A 19,614-nucleotide genomic window follows, 5' to 3' on the forward strand; every position below is an offset into this window, starting at 1 on the left:
TTAATGGCTGCAACAGATTTTAAAGACTATTACGCTATTTTGGGACTCAACAAAACCGCCAGCGCTGATGAAATAAAAAAAACTTTTCGCAAACTAGCCCGGAAATATCACCCGGATATGAATCCGGGGAACAAAGAAGCCGAAGCTCGTTTTAAAGAAGTAAACGAAGCTTACGAAGTGCTTTCAGATCCAGAAAAACGCAAAAAATACGACCAATACGGCCAATACTGGAAGCAAGCGGCGGCAACTCCCAGCGGATGGCCGGGCGGGGGCGCTACGAATGTAGACTTTGGTGGCGTTGACTTCAGCCAGTACGGCAGTTTTGACGAATTTATTAATGCCTTGCTGGGGCGCGCAGCTAGCAGTGGAGGTAGTAGTAGCAGCCGCAGCAGCAAGTGGAATTACAGCAGCCAGCGCACCGGCACCGGCGGGCCTACTGGTTTTGGCGGATTTGAAGATTTCGCTGGCTACGAGAACCGCAGCGCCGGAGGTACTCGCGACACTGAGGTGACAATTTCGCTGACTCTGGGGGAAGCATTTCGGGGAACTTCCAAGCGAGTTGCTACTGGTGAGGTTTCGATTCCTGCGGGAGTGAAAACCGGCAGCAAAATTCGAGTGAAAGGCAAAGGTCAAATTGACCCGTACACGAAGCAGCAGGGAGATTTGTACCTGAAGTTAGAAGTTTTACCTCACGCTTTCTTTCAGTTTGAGGGAGAGAATTTGATCTGCGAAGTGCCGATAACTCCCGATGAAGCGGTTTTGGGAGCTTCTATTGAACTGCCGGCGCCTGAAGGTATGATAACTGTAAAATTTCCGGCGGGAATGCGATCCGGTCAGTCTTTGCGGTTGCGGGGGAAGGGATGGCCGAAACCGAAGAAAGACGAACGCACGGATTTGTTGGTCAAAGTTGCGATCGTCCCACCGAAAGAACTAACCGCTGTAGAACGCGAATGCTACGAAAAAATCAAGGCTAATCGCACTTTTAATCCCCGCAGCACTTTAAACCAGATGGGGCTTTAATCTTCAATATCAAAAGCAACTACTGGTGCGATCGGCTAATACCGTTTAGAAAAAAGGTTGCTACAAAAAAATGTTGGGTTTGTTTAGTTCACCCAATCGGTAAGGTGCGTCGCTATTAGATTGTAGGTGAAATGCCAGAGATTTAAGAATGGCGGCGCACTCTACGAATTGACTCGTGACACCTAGCTTACACCTAACTTTATATTATACCTTTAAAAAAAGCTGGCGACAAGAAAATTGTTGGGCGGAATGAACGTCCGGGCTGTTTAGTCCACCCAATGTGTAAGGATCGGGAATTAAATAATTTACACCTATTTGTGGGATGGGCGTCCCGCCCGTCCAGATAGGACGGGCGGGACGCCCATCCCACAAGAACAATAAAAATTGTAAGTTATTTAATTCTCATTCCTAAGGTGGGTTGCTATTAGATTGTAGTTGAAATGCCAGAGATTGAAGGATGGAGCCACACCCGCTCACTTACCAGAAAGAATTGGTTGAAAACCCGCCCGCCTTTGAGGCAGAAATTAAAATCAGACTATTCATTACTCCAATCCTCCGACTTCTAGGTAAAGATCGCTCTCTGGGAGTCAACTATCAACTGTTGAAGGCATTGCATGATTTTGAAAAAATGGCATTACTCATCAGTAGCTCTTAGCTGACTTGGTTGGCGACCTTGCTTGATGTTAATGCTAATTTTTTTAGCTCCTTTCTTCTCCAAGTCTTTGATGTAGCCGTTGGTATTATTAGAAGCTTCATCCTTGCTTTCGTAAGGACCAAAGTAATAGGTGCGTTTGGGTGAATCTGTGTCAACTTCTACCCACCACTCGCGACCTCTACTGCCGCCAATCGGTTGAGTGAGTATCCAGAAAGCAGCGACGTACATACTGAATATATAAAGTCCAAACATAGTAGGTGTCCCCGCAGTCAAGTAGTTTTTACTGTCCTTAAGTTAGCAGGACAAATAGCTCGATCGACTCGTCCTCAGTGCTGATTTAACGGTCGTAATTGTTGAGAGTCAATGCTGGCTAACATCAGCATTTTGGTGGAGAAGAGGCTGAGTTTTAATGACATCTACCAAAAAATCCGCAAAGCAAGAACTAGAATCAAACGATGCTTAATTTTATTGTTGAGGCTTGAGTTATACCAACCACGCCCGACGATGAGGAAGTTTTTAATTGCTGAAATCGTTGCGGAAGATTTCGCCTTGCTTCTTCCGATTTCTATTTCTCTTTTTAGATAATTGAAAAGTCACACAGAACGGATATCTGTACAGTTTTGTTGGTAGCGCGGACTTCAGTCCGCTCTCTGGCTGCGGACTGAAGTCCGCACTACAAACCGTTTTTGTTCGTAGCGCGGACTTCAGTCCGCTCTTTGGCTGCGGACTGAAGTCCGCACTACGAACCTTTTTTGTTATGGTATCGACATATGATATGACGAACTATTGACGCGGAAAAACCGAGATGTTTAACTGATACTTCTCACGATAGAGGGAGTATTTCAGTCAAAAAACCCGGTTTCGGCAGTCTGAACTATCAAAATTATTAAGCAGCAATACCCTCTGAGAATTCACTTTCGCAGATGGTGAGATCGGAAGGATGACACCGTTTGATGCGGATGCTAAGTCTTTTGGCTCCCTCGCTTTCCAAGTCTTCGATGTAGCCTGGAGTGTGGCTGGAGGCTTCTTTGTCGGTGTCGAAGGGGCCAAAATAGTAGGTACAGTAGGGAAAATCTGTGATGATTTCTACCCACCATTTATCCGGGCTGCGGCGGCTGGGCCCGGCAAACACGGACAAGACTGCGAGGTAGAGACCAAATAAATAAAATCCAAGCATTTTTCCTCTTTATGGGTTATTTATTTTGTAATAGGACTTGCGTCCTTGCGACTCTTATTTACCGGGTTCTCCCATCTTTGCGATCGCCCCACCAGAGAATTTTGTCTCTCAAACCCGGTTTCTGTCTCCAAGACACTCTAAGTTTATCAAGACTATTTGGGCGATCGCCTCAACCTGAGTGCTGATTTTGAGCAGATATCTAGAATCTCCGTGAATAAGCTACTTTGCACAGGTACGTAGTTGCGCTTCAGCGCTCTTTCATATAAACAGCGCCGAAGTGTAACAACGTACTTAACAATTAGTCCGCATATTATGCGTTGTATAAGTTCTGTTGCACTTAAATTTAAGCTTGATGGCGCGCTATGAATTCTCGCTCAAAATAATTTAAGTCAGCAGTTGCTGACATATTAAATCCGCGACAGATTAGTTCTGGAAATACGCCGGAATACAGAGAGACTTTAGGCTAGCAACGCCATAGCTGAAAAACTGTGGCTAAAATAGCAAAACCCGCCGGGGCGGGTAGTTTTGTTAAGCTATAAAATTTTTCCCACTAATCTGATTGGTCGGCTAAGCTCAGCACGCTGAGGCTTAGCGCTTGCCTTTGGGGAACTGTTCGATGCCAGCCCAGCCGTAAAAAACCAGCTCGTCGTTTTGAACTCGACAGCGGTCTACTCGCAGTTGAGTGCCCTCTAAAGCAAATTTGTCTAAGTCTAGCAAGTTATTTACGTGGGCAATTATAGCTTGAGCCAAGTCTACTGCTTGCCCGTCACCGCCGTAAGTAACGCTGACAAATTGGATTTTGCGCCGGTCTTCTACTTGCAATTGAGCTGTAATATCTATTTTGACTGGTTCGCTGTCCTGGCCGATCGTAATCTCGGACTGAAGCCGAATTGATTTGTCTGTTCCGAAGCTGACTTCAGTGTTTTGAAAGTACAGAGATTGCTCTTGGTATTTCAGCTTTTGGAGTTTTTCAACTACAAAAGGTGTATTGAATGAGGTGGTTAAATCCGATCGGCTTAAGACTACTCGCATATTTGCCTGGGTAGGCTGCCGCAATTTGACTTGACCTGCAAAAATCGCCCCAAAATCAATGGAGAGTGCTTGCAAGTAGAGTTCCATCACTTCTATACGCAGGCCGTTATACATCAACATACCTTTGCCAACGAAGTCGAAACCGTCGATGCTTCCCTGCAAGAGTTTGGCTACAGGTTCGACTCGGATGTTGGCTTCTGCCTTTTCAGAACGTTTGAATAAGGCTGCGATCGCAGCTCCTGCTACTTTGCTGACAAGGCGATCGCCACTTTGACCTTGAAAGGATGTACCGCTAAACAAAGCTGCTACCATTTATTCGTTTGCTGATCTACAGTCGCTATTATAGCCTCTCATTAAGAAATGTTAAAATAGCTTGTGCTTATTCACTTTATAAGCAGAAGTTGTTTTTTGTCTGCCTTGAAAGTAACATTTTGGAAATTTAAGGACTCAGGGGCGTGCCTTGGAGACAAGCGCGATCGAGCAAAGCTCCATCCCAGACGGTATGTTCGATCGCAGCACAGAGCAAATTAGCCCCCGTCAGGTTAGCACCGCGCAGTACGGCTCCATTCAGGATAGCTTCTTCTAAATCAGCTCCCGACAAGTCTGCGCCGGACAAATTGGCATTGCTCAAATCTGCCTGCTGCAAGATGGCGCGAGCCAAATTAGCACCCCGCAAATCGGCTCCCCGCAAATCGACACCGCTCAAGTCCAAATTGCCGATCGAGGCCGCCGTCAAAAAAGCACCCCCAAAACTTGCATCGCGGACTAAAGCATTAGCAAAAGAAGCACCGCGCAAGTCAGCATTCCGAAAATCAGCCCCGCGCAAGTCAGCACCGCTCAAGTCTGCGCCGCGGAGGTTTGCTCGCAGCACCGCCCGCTGCAAGTTAGCACCGGTGAGATTAGCTCCTGTTAAGTTGGCTTGAGATAAGTCGGCACCTGCGAGATCGGCTCCCGCTAAGTTTGCGCCGGCTAAATCTATGCCGGCCAATATATGAATTTTGCCTTGGCGTATGGCTTCGAGGTCATGAGTCATTAGTTTTTAGTCATAAGTCATAAGTCAGTTGGCAGTTGGCAGTTGGCAGTTGTCAGTTGGCAGTTGTCAATTACTAGGGTACACACCGTAAACAGAAAATTAGGTTGCGGAATTCGTACTAAATCCGTAGTCCTGACGCACCATACAATAACTGTCCACTGTCCACTGTCAACTGTCCACTGAATTACCCAACTTATTTTACAATGCCGGAGTTGCCGCGATCGTGCGATCGCCCAAATCCTCCAACCAGATATTAGGCAGTTGGCTGGGGCGGGTGGGTAACTCCATCAAACCCATATCTGCGAGTCTGACGACATTCCCGAGAGTTTCCACCAAAGCCGGATCGAAGCGAGTACCCGACAGTTCGCGGCACTTTTCCAAAGCTTCTGTCAAACTCAAAGCCGGACGATCGCCCCGCGGTTGAGTCAAGTCTTGGAAACAAGCGACCAAACCCAAAATCCGCGAAGCAACGGGTATCCCTTCACCTCGCAAACCCTCGGGCCTGCCGCTGCCGTCCCAATTTTCGAGTTTGTGCTTGACAATTTCGGCGACTGGTGCTAATTCCGGCATTGCTTGGAGGAGTTGGGAACCGATGAAACTGCGATCGCGCCAAAATGATAGAGTTCCTTGGTCGAATTTATCGGAAGTGCGATCGAACACCTCATTCGGCGCCGAAACCAAGCCGACTCGAAACAGCAATCCCGCCAGCCGCAGCCTTCGCAGTTGCAAAGCCGGCAAATCCAACAATTGACCCAAAGTTTCCGACAAAGCCGCCACCTGCAAAGAAGCTGTGGGATTTGAGGTGTCGCGTTCGTCTACGCGCTGGGCCATCCGCAGAAAAGCTTGCAGTTTGTTGGCGTTCAAATTGCGGCTGACGCGCAAAGCTTGACCTTCCAATTCCCACAAATCGCGAGTTTGGCGGTTAATTGCCACCATTTGCTGCTGAGAACTTTGCAGGTAAGTAACGATGCGGGATACTACGCCACTAATGTCTGCCAAGGGCGGGCCTTTGGTAGCAAGAATTTCGTGATGAATTTCTAGCAAACTGTCGGCTAGGGAGGGATTATAATGTCGTGTTTGTTCTATAAAAATTTCTGCTGACGCCGACACCAACGACTGGTCAAACGACCACAAACCGTAGAATTTTCGCTCTGTATCGACTTCTGGCTTGCCCTCTGGCAAGTATTCCTGGGCCGTAAGTTCGCGACAAAGCACCATTGCTTTGTATGTGGGGGCCAGGATGATTAAATTCCATTCTTGGATAATGGGGTCGATCTCATCAAGTTCTATTAAAGATACATTTTCTAATTGACCGGTTTTGTGGGTAGCGAAACCGCTGTCGGCTACTGCACCGATGACAACTTGTCGAGAAGCCTTAGCAATATCGAAGTAGCGATCGGCTTCTTGCAAATACCATTTTCCCTGCTGAAACGTCACCAAAACCAGCGGTTTGAGTGCGAGATCGTCCCCGCTGCTGGTTTGCAAGATGTGGTCTTCTAGGGCGTGACACAGGGCTACTAGGGTGTTTTTGAAGTATACCCCGTAGCTAGAAGGCAGTTTTCCGTCGGGAAGTGTAGCTTGTAGTCTGGCGAGAGTTGATTCTGGATTCATAAAAATTAATACGGGATGCGGGAAACTCAACGGCTTTAGCCTTGAGAGGGAAGCGACGCGGGGGACTTCAGTCCCCGTCAATCCTAATATGCGTAACTGTAGCCATCTTTTTTGTGAACTATTTTGCAGTATTTATGGCTAATTCCTTGCACCAATTCTGATGCTGAGATGTTGAACGAACCTGTCGTTCTAACTGCAACCCGACCAACATATTCACCTATTTTCTTGCCACTGATGACGATTGCTTTTACGATGTCACCAGTTTGAAAGCCTTTAACAAACTTGTTTCGAGGAACGTACCGAGATGGAAAGCCAAATTTGTCTGTGCGACACATTTGACGGGTTCCGTGTCCAGTTGCCTTGATTAGCAGTGGCTTATTTGTTAATAATTCTAGCGCTTCAACTTGACCGACACAAGCAGCATCAAGCCAATGAGTTTTAGGTAGTTGCAGCCGACTACGATTGAACTTGGTCAGTCCACCTGAGCCAGTTAAAACAGGCAACCCCGTTTCTTTTAAGCGACCAAATAACGTCCATCGAGTCGAATTTACCGCAGCAGCATCCTTTAGGGGGCGCTTGGATTGTGTAAGAATTCGACTCAGAATGTCAGGTTTCTTTGCTAAGAATTGTTCAATGTTCTGAGTACCTTTCTTCTGGTTGCATTTCTGACAAGCAAGGCAAAGATTAGAAATTCGATTGCTTCCGCCTTGAGATTTGGGATGAATATGCTCAACTTGCAATGGTACATTTTCGGCGTCGCAGTAAGCACATTTTCGGTTCCATTTGTTAAGCAAATATTGCCTAACTTCGTAACCCTGTAGTTCGCCTTGGTGGTATTCAATAGCTGAAATTTCAGGATTTTCTAATTGTTGCAAGTCAAATCTGACCAGCTCTTGAACAATTAAACCGATAGGTGCAAGCCTGCGTAATTTTTCAACCCAAGTCAGGGTGGTTTCTACCCGGTGCTGCAAGGATGGTGCCAACCAACCTTTTTTGCGGGTACGGTTTAAAAACCTTGCTTGGCGGTAACGAGTATGACGGTTTCGCCTTCCTCGACGCAGTGAACGACGGGACTCAAGACTTGCTTTGATAGTTTGACCGCGATGAGTTAATTCAGCACCAAAAATTACTTTTTCACCTTGCAATAATGCAATGCCTGTAGTTTTGGAACCTGGATCTAATTTGAGAGTAATTGATTCAATGGTTGCTGTTACTGCCTTTTTGAGGATAATGGTACACGGGAATCTTCTGAAGATAGCCGCTTTACCAGCCGTCAGCAACTTACGAGCCATTGACGACTTGCAAGGTGTGAGTGGTTTTTTGTTTGTGTCAACTACGAAAATAAAATTGGACATTGTTGTGTCCCTCCACTTGCGTGTAATGTTCGCTTCGACCTGGTTATAAAGGCTTGTTAAGTTTGCAGCACTAACGAGAGTGACTTTAAGTTTGTTTGACTGCAAACGATAGAGCGGAAAACTAGCGTCGCATTCTCCGGTATCATGACCTAAATAACGTCTCCTTGTAACAGGGGTCTGGTCAGCACAGCTTGCAATTTCTTACAAGCTCAGTCTCTTTAGAGCTGAGTTACTGACTGCAAAAGGCGGTGCCGGCTCTTAACATATTGTAACGTGCGATCGACCTTCTCGAAAATACTTTTGACAAAAATCCGATTTTTTGATGACTTCCGGCTCCACAACCTACAAAAACGGCGATGTGATGGCGATCGATCCGGCTCTTTCAATTTATATCGAACTCAACCGCACCGACAGCGATTTCTTGCTCTTCAAAAAAAACGACCTTGCTTATATTAGGGTATGAAAATGAATCACTTGAAAATTCAGCTATATTGACTGACTGGCTTGTTTCATTTTTTCACATTGAGTCTTTCATGCCGTTGCAGCAGCAACGCCGCATTCGCTAATATAAACTTTTTTGCTTGTGGTTGTTCTACCAGACAGGATATCAGAATATTTATTAATATGTTCTTCATTACAATATAAATACAGGACTTGTGCGAAAAATGGAAAACCCAGCCCTTAAAATTGCAGCGTTCTGGGTGCAACGACAAAGTTTTCTCATTAATTCACAAGTCCTATCTCAGTTTTTCTTCGTCTCAATAAACTTTTTATTATTTACCTTTGGACTCAGAAACATCTGCAATCAAATCATCTTTATCAACTTTTGGAACAAAATCAGGCCGTTCTTTGGATTCCCAACCCGGGGGGCGCTTGGAATTATACCACGCAATGGAGCCGATACTAACCGCAGCGACAAATCCAACACCAAGAACTGCGATCGGAATCATTAGGTTGTTCTCTACCATTTGGTTCAAATCCTTATTTACTGTACTTCTCTAGTATTTTATGTGCTATTGGCGATCGTGCAATATATCCGAAGACTGAAAATTTGAGCGAATTGCAGCCATAATACTTAGAGATTGAAATTAAAAATCCCCTTTATGCCGCTGTTGTCGATCGCACTTCTGTTAGCCGCCAGTTTTGCTCTGGGTGCTTTGCCGCTTACTCGCTGGGCGGTGCGGCTGCTGGGCGGTAAAGATTTGAGGCGGTTGGGCACGGGGAATGTGGGGGTGTCGGCTGCTTTTATTCACGGGGGGAAGTTGGCGGGAATTGCTGCGGTGTTGGCGGAAATTGCCAGGGGTATTCTGCCGGTTTTGGCGGGGAGATTTTGGTTTCCTGATTCACCTGCGATCGCGATCGCCCTGTTAATTCCTCTGGTTGCGGCCAGATATGCGATCGCCCGAGGTGGAGGCGTGACTAACGCGGTTTGGGGTCTTTTGGTATTTTCGCCGCCGGTGGCTGTCTCTTCTGGCATTTGGGGGCTACTGGTGTGGGGTTTGGCACGGCGGTTGTGGCAAAAGGGCGATCGGGCGAGACTCTTTGCTTCCCGCTGCGGCTGTCTGTGCACGCCTATCTGGGTTTGGGTGTGGCATCAATCTTTGCCGGAATTCTTAGCAGCAGCAGGATTGGGAGTTTTATTAGCTGCAATTAATCTCAGTCAGGGTGATGATATGGCTTTATCTAAATCGGAACAATTGTTTTCTCTCGATGACTCGTTAGATGCTAAAATTTGCGGCGATAAAGCTGCGAGATTGTCTCAACTAAAACGCGCTAATTTTAATGTTCCTTCTGGCTGGATATTATTGAATGAATCGGGCATCGGGCATCGGGCATCGGGCATCGGGCATCGGGCATCGGGCATCGGGCATTCAGAAAACAGTGAAAATTTGTCAATCCCTAATTCTTTAATCGAAAATCTAAAATCGCAAATCGAAAATCGCATGATTGTGCGCTCTTCGGCGGCGGGAGAAGATGGCGATATTAGTTCGGCGGCTGGGCAATATGAAACTATCGGGCCTGTTTCCACTGAAGCAGAATTAATCGCTGGCATTCACCGCTGCCGTCAGTCTTATTGGACTTCCGAAGCTGTGGCTTACCGCCAGCAGCGACAACTCCCGGATACTCAAATGGCTGTCTTGATTCAGCCTTATATTGAGGGAAAAATTGCGGGAGTTATGTTCAGCCGCAATCCTTTAGATGGCGGTTCCCAGATAATTATTGAAGCTTTGCCGGGAGGTGCTGAATCTGTTGTCGGCGGACAAGTTACTCCGTTACATTTGGAAGTTGATTTTACCCAGCCTGAAATTTTACAACAAACTTTAAACGAACTCGAAATTAATTCAATTGTTAACCCAAAACTTCTAGCTGAATTAGTCAAACAAGCGCAAGCTATCGAAGCTTTTTTTCACGGCATCCCGCAGGATATTGAGTGGAGTTGGGACGGGGAAAAAGTTTGGATTTTGCAAAGCCGCCCGATTACTAATTTGCAGCCGTTTTGGACTCGAACTATTGCCGCAGAAGTGATTCCTGGTGCAATTCGCCCGCTAACTTGGTCGATTAATCGGCCGCTGACTTGTGGGGTTTGGGGAGAGATTTTTCGGGTGGTTTTGGCCGATCGCGCTGCTAATCTAAATTTCAAGGAAACGGCGACTTTGCTGGGTTCCCACGCCTATTTTAACGCGACTTTGTTGGGCGAAATCTTTCGGATGATGGGATTGCCGGAGCAGGGTTTGGAGTTTTTGCTCAGAGGGCAGAAGATGGGTAAGCCACCTTTGGGGAAGATTTTGCCCTCTTTACCCGGTTTGTGGCGTCTGGTGCAGCGGGAGCGGGCGCTGAATGCAGATTTTGCGGGCGATCGCACTTCTATTTTTTTACCAGCAATCGAAAGTCTGGAGAAGTCAGAGAAGGAAGAAGGAAGAAGGAAGAGGGAAGAAGGAAGAGGGAAGAATGAAGAAGGAATATTAATTCCCAATGCCCAATTCCCAATTCCCAATGCCCAATTCCCAATGCCCCATGCCCCATGCCCCATGCCCAATTACCAAGATTTAAGTGAGTTGTTGGATAAATCTGAGCAAATTCAGGAGTGGCTGAAGCCGATTACTTACTACAATATCTTGGGGCCGATCGGGCTGGCAATTCGCAAAGCAATTTTTCGCGTTGATGATGATTGGCTTGTTAATGATACTGCTCCTGAAATCGCTTCGGTGCGAGCTTTGCAAGAGTTGGCTGAGAAATTGCGAGAAGTTGCTATTTACCAGTCAGGCGAGAATGTTTCAGCCGCACAATTAGCACAGATATTTACTGAAAGTCTGGCTTTGCAAGCAGACTTTGAACAGTGGCTGGATATTTACGGATATTTGAGCGAAGTGGGAACTGATATCGCTGTTCCTACTTGGCGAGAACAGTCTGAAACTTACCGCAAATTGCTGATAACTTTGGCTCAAAAACCTACTGTTGCTAATTCAGCAGCAACTGGAAAATTAAGCTTGACTTTTGCTCAGAAGTGGCGCTTAAATAAATGTCAGGAACGAGCTATAGTTAAAAGCCAAATTAGTGAAATTTACGCACGATTGTTGGCTCATCTCCGCTGGACTTTTTTGGCAATTGAAGCTTGCGGATTGGAAATGCAGGTGTTTCAGGAACCAGGAGATATTTTTTATCTGGAATTTGGGGAGATTCAGCAGTGGATTCGCAGCGGTGCGAGTGTTTCTTTTCAGGAGACGATTAGCCTGAGGCGCGATCGCCTGTTAGCCGATCGCGATCGCCCGATTCCCCCTGTAGTCTACGGCAATCTGCTGCCGAATTCTCAGAAAAGGTCGATCGACTCCTCAACATCTGCAACTGGTATCATGCAGGGAATCCCGGCAAGTATCGGCTGCGTCGAAGGTTTTGTGAAGATTTGCCGGAGTGTCACTACAGAATTAGGCGAAAATGCGATCGCCGTAGTGCCTTACACCGATGCCGGTTGGGCGCCGCTGCTGTTAGGAGCAAAGGCAATTGTAGCCGAAGTTGGCGGCCAGTTGTCTCACGGAGCAATTATCGCCCGCGAGTACAAAATTCCCGCAGTCATGAATATTGCTGAAGCTACAACTCGCCTGCGAGACGGTCAAAAAGTGCGAGTAGATGGATATCTCGGCACTGTGGAACTGCTGGAATAGTCAGGACTAAGGATGGCGAATTAAATAATTTACACAAGGGGTGTATCTCAGTTTTGCATTTACAGTGCTGTCCCCGCACAGCAAAGCTTGTACAAGCTTTGCTGTGCGGGGACGCTCGCACTACAATAAACAATGCTTCTTGCAAAACTGAGATGCACCCTTACACAAGCTTGTGGGATGGGCGTCCCGCCCGTCCTTTATAGACGGGCGGGACGCCCATCCCACAATAATTAAAATTGTAAGTTATTTAATTCTCATTCCTAAGACCAAAAAATAGCTTGACGCACTACTGATAGCGGTAAGGTACGCAGTGATTTTTTCATACATTTGCAAAATCAGAGATGCACCCAATTCAGAAAATCGAAAATGGAAAATTTTCCATTTTCCATCAACTCGCCACTTTCCTAAACTAAGAAATTCTGGACAACATAGTTCCCCACATTTCTACCCGCGCTCAAACCGTCTACGTTAGCACTCATGAAATGGATGCCTCCGTAAATGCGACTCATCCCCGATTCGTCGGCCGCTTGGGCAAAGTTGTCAAAGGTTCGCAGACTGTTGACAGACTTGTCTCCCTTATCTGCAAAGCCAAAATCCGAACCAAATACAGAGTTCAAAACTGGTTCCGCTGCACCGCTAAAGGTACTGTGGCCCGATGTGTACTCAGGAAAGGGCGGAGTTATCAGCAGCGGTGTCCACAGAGGATCGGCTGTTGTGTTGGGATTGTTGTCTGTGTCAGCTTGGCGAATAGCTGTCACGGGCCGCCAGAAATCGTACTTATATTTAGCATCCCACGAGTTAATAGCTGCATCGGCCTGGGCAATATTTAGCAGGGCGAACAAGCGGGCGCTATCTTCCAACGATGTACCGCTGAGGGCCGATGCTTCTGAGGCGATTTGGTTCCAGTGGCCGGGGGGAGTAAAAGTACCTCCGCCGTTGGCCCAGAATTTGGCGATCGCAGTTTGATCGGGCGTGCGCGTCAGACTGTCAATTTTGCCGATTTCTTTAGTCTCGTTCAACTCCTCTGCGTACTTGGCGCTATCGAGGGCGGGCGGGCCTGACGGACGAAACTGCGAACCGCTAGTCATCGCAAAGGGAGTCACATCCGGCCACTGAGGCAGCAGCGATGCTGCCAGGGCGGGAGGAGTCGGCTGCCAATTGCCTGCGTCAGTTTTCGGTGTGTAGGGTACTACTTTGTTAGCGCCGTCTGTACTGCGCCAACTGATAATTTTCTCAGCAACCTGTTCTCCGATCGCGATTCCGTCTTGTTTCGATTTCCCATCGGGAATTTTTGCTAAAGACGATGCGTATGCTGCATCAAATTTGATGCTTTGTGCAGGGTACAGGCTAAGCAGAGTGCGGTAGGTAGCCGCCGCAGCCGCAGCTTCTTCTGATGCCCCCGCTGGTGCATCTATGTTGACGCGGTAAGGGCTGTATTTTTTGGTAATCGAGTTAACAGCGTCGTAAATGGCCGCGTGAACCATTGCCATGTTGCGGGAGGCTACCGGAGGCGGGGTGCCGGCTGTCCGGATGGCGTCTAGCATCATTCCGTTCGACTCTCTGATGCAGTTTCCCGAAAGGTGAGTTGCGAAGTTGTCGGGGGTGACGGTGCTGCTATTGACTCCCTGCAATACTGCTAAATATTCACCTGTGAGTTTGTCTTGAATTACCGTGCTGTTGCTGTTAGCGTCTGTGCCTTGTTGGATGTTTAAGTCGTTAAATGTGAGACCATTGAGCAACCGAATTTTGTCCTTGCCCTTCTCGAAGTCAGTGATGTAGTCTGCTGTGGCTACCGTTGGGCCGCCGTTGCTTTTGCCGATCGCAAATATGTCATTGCCTTCACCACCGCTGATGGTATCGCTACCTACGCACCCGTAGAGAGTGTCGTTGCCTGAGTCGCCAAATATCAGGTCGTTGCCTTTGCCGCCCCAGATCATATCGTCGTCTAGGCCGCCAGCAATTGTATCGTTACCAGAGTCGCCACAAATTTTGTCTTTACCTCGATCGCCTAGGAGCAAGTCGTCTCCGCTCTTGGCATAAATTATATCGTTACCATCCAAGCCGTTAAGTGTGTCTGGGCCTGAAGTTCCTTCGAGAAAGTCGAATTTAGGACTGCTGGTAAGAGATGCCATTGTTTTTATTTAATAATTTTCATCAAATAGCCAACCTTCATAGCCATCGATCGATGCTATGAGTGTTTGCTCGTAGTTTAGATTATTAGGCCTTTTCTTAAGTAAGTAAATCCCCTGAGTGAAACTTCATTGAATCTTTAATATTTCACTCATTTTGATAAAGTTTCCGATTAATTTTTTATTTAAACTACATTGTTTTTGCTAAAACTTTACCATCCGACTGGTTTTATTAATTTTTCAACATATATACATCGTGGTTAGCATCAACGAGTAACATTATGTATATACTTGCCTAGGTATATACTTAAGTATGCTATATATGTAATTATTTGTTAAGCACTTCTCAAGGCTGCGATCGGGTCGAGTTTGGCAGCCTGACGCGCCGGGATCACGCCGAAGAAGAGACCGACGCCACCGGAGACACTAACAGCAAGGGCGATCGCCACAGGCGAAATACCAGCTTGCAGGGGCGTGAAATTACCTACAAGCAAGATACCTCCGACTCCTACACAAGTCCCAACGATCCCTCCAGCCGCAGATAAAATTACAGCTTCGATAATGAATTGAAACAAGATATCGTGTTGGGAAGCCCCGATCGCCTTTCTGAGCCCAATTTCCTGAGTGCGCTCGCTGACGGAAACCAGCATAATGTTCATAATCCCAATGCCGCCGACTAACAAAGAAATGCTGGCCACAGCAGTTAACATAAGTGTCAGCGCCCCGGAAATCGAGCCCATTGTCGCCATTAAATCTTTCTGATTTCGGACAGTAAAGTCATCTTCTGTGGTAATCTTGTGCCGCAATCTCAGCAAGTTTTCCACCTGAAATTGAGCAGCATCCATTTTCGACTCATCTTGAATCGAAATAAACAGCGAAGTGACAGCTAAACCGTAGGGAGACTTGCGCCCGACAATGCGGTTGGCCATTGTGGCGATCGGCACAACGGCTGAGTTATCATAATTCGTACCAAAAGATGTCCCTTTCTCCGCAAATACTCCAATTACTTTCATGCTGACATTTTTGACTCGCACTTGTTCGCCGAGGGGATTGGTATTAGCAAACAGTTTTTCGGCCAATTCTGAACCAAGAATCACAACTTGATTGTTTTGCCTAACATCGAGTTCCGTCAAAAATCGTCCTTTAGCCATTTCAAAGTTTCTGACAGTCAGAAATTCGGGAATTGTGCCAAAAATCAGAGACGAGACATTTTTGTTACCGTAGCGAACGAGTTCTGAACTGTTGAGTTCGGCAGATACACCTTGCACCGACGGGACTTGAGATGCGATCGCCTTACCATCTTCTACTATCAGTGTTTGAGGTGCATTTCTAATCGAACTTCGGCTAGCATTAGGAACTCCAGCTCTCACAATCAACACATTTGTACCGAGTGATTTAACTTGTCCGCCCACAAAATTTTGAGCACCCTCTCCAATCCCAATCATCGCAATTACCGAAGCATTTCCGACAATCATCCCAATCATCGTCAAGCTGCTGCGAGTTTTGTTTGCTAGCAGTGTTTGACCGGCCATTTTAAAACTTTCAATAAAATTCATAATAGTTTGGTAATTGGTAATTGGTAATTGGTAATTGGTAATTGGTAATTGGTAATTGGTAATTGGTAATTGGTAATTGGTAATTGGTAATTGGTAATTGGTAATACTGCCAACTGTCAACTGTCAACTGTCAACTGTCAACTGTCAACTGTCAACTGTCAACTGTCAACTGTCAACTGTCAACTGTCAACTGATTAAGCACTTCTGAGTGCCACAATCGGGTCTAACTTAGCAGCTTGTTTTGCCGGTACGATGCCAAAAAATAAGCCTATGCTACCAGAAACACCAACCGCAAGGGCGATCGCCACTGGAGAAACACTAGCTTGCAGAGGACTAAAAGCAGACACCAAAAACACACCACCGATACCGAATCCAGTACCGATCGCACCACCAGCAGCCGACAAAATCACAGCCTCAATCATAAACTGAATCAGAATATCCTGAGGAGAAGCACCGATCGCCTTTCGCAGTCCAATTTCCTTAGTACGTTCAGTCACAGAAACCAGCATAATGTTCATAATCCCGATACCGCCCACAAACAGCGAAATTGCCGCCACAAAAGCCAACATCAGAGTCAAAGCACCAGTAATGCTGCCCAAAGTCTTCATTAAATCCTTCTGATTTCGGACAGTAAAATCATCTTCCTTAGTAATATTGTGACGCAAGCGCAGCAGATTTTCAATTTGAAATTGCGCCGCCCGCATCAACTTTTCATCTTTCACAGAAACCGAAATAAATGTTACCTTAGTACCGTAGGGAGACGAGCGACCGACAATGCGGTTAGCCATCGTTGTCAGCGGCAAATAAACATTCATATCTTGATTGTCACCAAAACTCGATCCCTTAGCCTGCATCACGCCAATCACTTGAAAAGTTGCATTTTTGATGCGAACATATTGACCGACAGGCTGAGTATTGCCAAACAATTGTTCAGCAGCTTCTGAACCTAAAGCAACTACATTTTCTTGTCTTTCTAAATCTAGCTTGTTTAAAAAACGACCTTGACCAACATCAAAGCTTCTCACCGGCAGAAACTCAGGAGTAGTTCCGACAATCGAAGACGAAACGTTTTTATTGCGGTAAGTAACGATTTGACTGTCATTGAGAGTTGGTGCAACTGCTTCGACAGAAGGAACTTGAGAGGCGATCGCCTCTGCATCATCCAAAACCAAAGTCTGAGGAGGAATCACCGGGCGACTTTGGGCATCAGGACTTCCGGGAATGATAAACAGCAAATTTGAACCCAGAGAGTTAACCTGTCCCGCAATATAGGTTTGAGCTCCTTCGCCAATACCAATCATCGAAATTACGGAAGCATTACCGATGATAATTCCTAACATTGTCAAGCTGCTGCGTAACTTATTTGCCGTCAAAGTTGTGACAGCCATTTTGACGCTTTCAATAATATCCATGAGTCTATTGTTAGATTGTAGATTTTGGATTTTAGATTGTTTGCGGAATCAAGTTAACTCTTAGGTATGTAGTTGCGCTTCAGCGCTCTTTGCTTATATCTATGAAAGAGCGCTCAAGCGCAACAACGTACCTTTATTTAAAAAAAAGTTAACTCTTAGGTATGTAGTTGCGCTTCAGCGCTCTTTACAGATATATGAAAGAGCGCTCAAGGGGAACAACTTTACAGATATATGAAAGAGCGCTCAAGGGGAACAACGTACCTTTATTTAAAAAAAGTTAACTCTTAGGTATGTAGTTGCGCTTCAGCGCTCTTTATAAGATTAGGAAAGAGCGCTCAAGGGGAACAACGTACCTTTATTTAAAAAAAAGTTAACTCTTAGGTATGTAGTTGCACTTCAGCGCTCTTTATAAGATTAGGAAAGAGCGCTTAAGCGCAACAACGTACCTTTGTTGCCCAACTTCCTCTACTTCTGAGTCTTAATAATATCCTCCAACTTTTTACCAGCAGGAAGTTCAGTAAAAACCCGATCGCCCGCCTTAGCACCCTCTAAAATCTGAATCTTGTTACCAATAGTCGATCCAACAGTCACAGGCTTAAACTTCGGCTGCTGTTTCTCGTCGGGAACCAGCACACCCGTTTGACCCTTATTCGTCACAATCGCCACAGTCGGAACAACCAAAGCATTGCTCAGTTTTTGACCGACAAATCTCAAATCTACATTCATCCCCGACTGCAAGAAATCCTTGCCAGTGTCAATGGCGACGCGCACTTGAAACAGCGTTACATCCCGTTCTTTCACAGCTTCGGGCGCAATCAATTTAACCTTGCCTTTAAACACTTTATCGGGATAAGCATCGGCGACTATTTCCACCACTTGACCCGGTTTGATTTGGCTGATATCAGCCTCGGGCACTTTCGCCAAAACTTCCACATCTCTAGCGAGAGCCACGATCGATGTTGAAGTTGCCGAAGTCGCTTCCGAAGCCGAAGTTGCTGGGGTTACAAAAGCTCCTTGGATGGCATACCGTTGGGTAATAACTCCCGCAAAAGGAGCGCGAACTTTTGTATCTTCTAACTGCACTTCTTGAAAGCGGACTTGAGCTTCAGCTTCAGCTAAATCAGCTTTAGCCGAAGCTATTTCTTCCGGGCGAGCGCCGTTTTCTTGGGCGGCTAATTGACTTTTGGCTTCAGCAACTGCTGCTTCGGCTTTGGCGATTTCTTCTGGACGGTTGCCGTTTTCTGTTTGTGCTAATTTACTTCTAGCTTCAGCAACTTCTGCCTCGGCTTTGGTAATTTCTTCCGATCGCGTGCCGTTTTGCAACTGCTTCAATGCTTGCTGCTCGACTTCCACAGCAGCTTGGAGTTGCTGAATTTGCGACTCCCGACTTTCTTGCAGTTGTTGCAAGCGTTTTTGGGCTTCTGTTACCTTAGCTTTGGCAGTGCGATTTTCCTTAATCAGTTCATCCAGTTTATCTTGAGCAAGAGCACCTTCTTGGACTAACGGGCGGTTGCGTTCCACCCGCTGAGCTGCTAGTTCGGCTTGAGCTTTACTCGATTCAATTTGCGTTTGTGCTTGGGCAATTTCTTGTTTGACACTGCCAGTTTGAGCGTCTGCTAAACGGGCTTGAGCTTGGGCTAAACGAGCTCGCCCTTGGCTGACTTCTTCCACGCGGCTGCCGGCTTTGAGTTGCTGTAAGCGGGCTTGAGTTTGCTCCAAGCGAGCTCTGGCTCCTGCAACTTCTTCGACGCGGCTGCCGGCTTGGAGTTGCGCCAGACTAGCCTGGGCTTGCTCTAAACGCGCGCGGGCGCTGGCGATGTCTTCCGATCGATTTCCGGCTTCAATTTTCGCGAGTTTCGCTCGAATGCTGGCTTCGCGGGCTTTAGCTTGAGCGAGTTGAGCTTCCACATCGCGGCTTTCCATGCGGGCCACGATTTGTCCTGCTTCGACGCGATCGCCCTGTTCGACAAATAACTCTGCGATCCGACCGGAGCCTTTAGGGCTGAGATTCACGCGCTGTACGGGTTGTACCGTCCCGCTAGACGTGATCCGCACCGTCAGGTTTTCCGCTTCCACCGGCACTGTCATCGCTGCGATCGCATCTACTTTCGGCTGCGATCGACTTTTTGATATATATATGGTAGTCGGTACAGCTAGCAACCCGGCTGCAACCAAACCGATCGCCCACCGCGGCATCTTCCGCGCGGTTTTCTTCGGTGACTGCTTTTGGGCGGGTTTTTTATCTGCAATTTCAGTCTCTGGGGCCTTGGTGTCTACAATTTGAGTATCTTCCACCTTGACCTGAGCAGTTTCCTTTTTGGGGCTAACGATCATACCGACTCACCTAATTAAATCTCAGGATTACCTTAAAGGTAAAATTTTTTCTGATGCGCGGCATCGTCTTTCAGACTCATCCGATCGGGTGATTTAAAAAAAGTTCCCCAACCAGCACCTGTAAACAATTATAGCTAATC

General features: G+C 46.7%; 14 protein-coding genes and 1 pseudogene. 3 read left to right on the top strand and 12 right to left on the bottom strand.

Going from position 1 to position 19,614, the window contains the following annotated elements:
- The first annotated feature begins 3 nt into the window (after window positions 1-3).
- Window positions 4-1,020: a J domain-containing protein gene (locus JGK07_RS10420; protein ID WP_293177134.1), complete on the top strand. Its 1,017-nt coding sequence runs from the start codon at window positions 4-6 to the stop codon at window positions 1,018-1,020.
- Window positions 1,021-1,654: 634 nt separating this feature from the next.
- Here the strand turns inward: JGK07_RS10420 and JGK07_RS10425 are convergent.
- The 6 genes from JGK07_RS10425 to iscB form a co-directional block, all read right to left on the bottom strand.
- Window positions 1,655-1,927, bottom strand: coding sequence for a DUF1816 domain-containing protein (locus JGK07_RS10425; RefSeq protein WP_293177130.1), 273 nt, complete (start codon window positions 1,925-1,927; stop codon window positions 1,655-1,657).
- A 634-nt stretch (window positions 1,928-2,561) separates the two neighbouring features.
- Window positions 2,562-2,852 (bottom strand): DUF1816 domain-containing protein, encoded by a 291-nt coding sequence (locus tag JGK07_RS10430; RefSeq protein WP_293177128.1) that lies wholly within the window; start codon window positions 2,850-2,852, stop codon window positions 2,562-2,564.
- A gap of 588 nt (window positions 2,853-3,440) precedes the next feature.
- A complete protein-coding gene (locus tag JGK07_RS10435) occupies window positions 3,441-4,196 on the bottom strand; it encodes a DUF2993 domain-containing protein (protein WP_293177126.1) in 756 nt (251 codons plus the stop codon).
- A 127-nt stretch (window positions 4,197-4,323) separates the two neighbouring features.
- Window positions 4,324-4,917, bottom strand: coding sequence for a pentapeptide repeat-containing protein (locus tag JGK07_RS10440; RefSeq protein WP_293177124.1), 594 nt, complete (start codon window positions 4,915-4,917; stop codon window positions 4,324-4,326).
- 198 nt (window positions 4,918-5,115) lie between these two features.
- On the bottom strand, window positions 5,116-6,528 hold the full coding sequence (locus JGK07_RS10445; RefSeq protein ID WP_293190557.1) for an HD domain-containing phosphohydrolase: 1,413 nt from the start codon (window positions 6,526-6,528) through the stop codon (window positions 5,116-5,118).
- Window positions 6,529-6,611: 83 nt separating this feature from the next.
- A complete protein-coding gene (iscB, locus tag JGK07_RS10450; protein ID WP_293177120.1) occupies window positions 6,612-7,883 on the bottom strand; it encodes an RNA-guided endonuclease IscB in 1,272 nt (423 codons plus the stop codon).
- Between the two features lie 322 nt (window positions 7,884-8,205).
- Here iscB and JGK07_RS10455 point away from each other — a divergent pair, with 322 nt between their 5' ends.
- Window positions 8,206-8,346 (top strand): hypothetical protein, encoded by a 141-nt coding sequence (locus JGK07_RS10455; RefSeq protein ID WP_293177118.1) that lies wholly within the window; start codon window positions 8,206-8,208, stop codon window positions 8,344-8,346.
- Window positions 8,347-8,656: 310 nt separating this feature from the next.
- Here the strand turns inward: JGK07_RS10455 and JGK07_RS10460 are convergent, their stop codons facing one another.
- A complete protein-coding gene (locus JGK07_RS10460; RefSeq protein ID WP_293146752.1) occupies window positions 8,657-8,851 on the bottom strand; it encodes a hypothetical protein in 195 nt (64 codons plus the stop codon).
- A gap of 114 nt (window positions 8,852-8,965) precedes the next feature.
- On the opposite strand from JGK07_RS10460, the gene JGK07_RS10465 reads away from it, so the two are divergent.
- Window positions 8,966-12,043, top strand: coding sequence for a glycerol-3-phosphate acyltransferase (locus tag JGK07_RS10465; protein WP_293232619.1), 3,078 nt, complete (start codon window positions 8,966-8,968; stop codon window positions 12,041-12,043).
- A 404-nt stretch (window positions 12,044-12,447) separates the two neighbouring features.
- Here the strand turns inward: JGK07_RS10465 and JGK07_RS10470 are convergent, their stop codons facing one another.
- The 5 genes and pseudogenes from JGK07_RS10470 to JGK07_RS10485 form a co-directional block, all read right to left on the bottom strand.
- A complete protein-coding gene (locus tag JGK07_RS10470) occupies window positions 12,448-14,175 on the bottom strand; it encodes a phosphatase PAP2 family protein (protein WP_293196882.1) in 1,728 nt (575 codons plus the stop codon).
- 332 nt (window positions 14,176-14,507) lie between these two features.
- Entirely contained in the window at window positions 14,508-15,791 is a 1,284-nt protein-coding gene (locus JGK07_RS10475) for an ABC transporter permease (protein ID WP_366934278.1), read from the bottom strand.
- A pseudogene (locus JGK07_RS33170) lies at window positions 15,764-15,841 on the bottom strand (hypothetical protein); the annotation flags it as partial. The gene JGK07_RS10475 and the pseudogene JGK07_RS33170, both read right to left, overlap by 28 nt.
- Window positions 15,842-15,922: 81 nt before the next feature.
- On the bottom strand, window positions 15,923-17,140 hold the full coding sequence (locus JGK07_RS10480; RefSeq protein ID WP_293205258.1) for an ABC transporter permease: 1,218 nt from the start codon (window positions 17,138-17,140) through the stop codon (window positions 15,923-15,925).
- A gap of 465 nt (window positions 17,141-17,605) precedes the next feature.
- On the bottom strand, window positions 17,606-19,474 hold the full coding sequence (locus tag JGK07_RS10485; protein WP_293177110.1) for an efflux RND transporter periplasmic adaptor subunit: 1,869 nt from the start codon (window positions 19,472-19,474) through the stop codon (window positions 17,606-17,608).
- Window positions 19,475-19,614 lie beyond the last annotated feature (140 nt).

Origin of the sequence: Microcoleus sp. PH2017_24_DOB_U_A (genome assembly GCF_020738205.1) — a bacterium.
GTDB lineage: Bacteria > Cyanobacteriota > Cyanobacteriia > Cyanobacteriales > Microcoleaceae > Microcoleus.

Coding starts and splice junctions, on each gene's coding strand:
- JGK07_RS10470 (WP_293196882.1), bottom strand. CDS start 14,175: ATGGCATCTCTTACCAGCAGTCCTAAATTCGACTTTCTCGAAGGAACT.
- JGK07_RS10435 (WP_293177126.1), bottom strand. CDS start 4,196: ATGGTAGCAGCTTTGTTTAGCGGTACATCCTTTCAAGGTCAAAGTGGC.
- iscB (WP_293177120.1), bottom strand. CDS start 7,883: ATGTCCAATTTTATTTTCGTAGTTGACACAAACAAAAAACCACTCACA.
- JGK07_RS10430 (WP_293177128.1), bottom strand. CDS start 2,852: ATGCTTGGATTTTATTTATTTGGTCTCTACCTCGCAGTCTTGTCCGTG.
- JGK07_RS10425 (WP_293177130.1), bottom strand. CDS start 1,927: ATGTTTGGACTTTATATATTCAGTATGTACGTCGCTGCTTTCTGGATA.
- JGK07_RS10440 (WP_293177124.1), bottom strand. CDS start 4,917: ATGACTCATGACCTCGAAGCCATACGCCAAGGCAAAATTCATATATTG.
- JGK07_RS10480 (WP_293205258.1), bottom strand. CDS start 17,140: ATGGATATTATTGAAAGCGTCAAAATGGCTGTCACAACTTTGACGGCA.
- JGK07_RS10460 (WP_293146752.1), bottom strand. CDS start 8,851: ATGGTAGAGAACAACCTAATGATTCCGATCGCAGTTCTTGGTGTTGGA.
- JGK07_RS10455 (WP_293177118.1), top strand. CDS start 8,206: ATGACTTCCGGCTCCACAACCTACAAAAACGGCGATGTGATGGCGATC.
- JGK07_RS10420 (WP_293177134.1), top strand. CDS start 4: ATGGCTGCAACAGATTTTAAAGACTATTACGCTATTTTGGGACTCAAC.
- JGK07_RS10485 (WP_293177110.1), bottom strand. CDS start 19,474: ATGATCGTTAGCCCCAAAAAGGAAACTGCTCAGGTCAAGGTGGAAGAT.
- JGK07_RS10445 (WP_293190557.1), bottom strand. CDS start 6,528: ATGAATCCAGAATCAACTCTCGCCAGACTACAAGCTACACTTCCCGAC.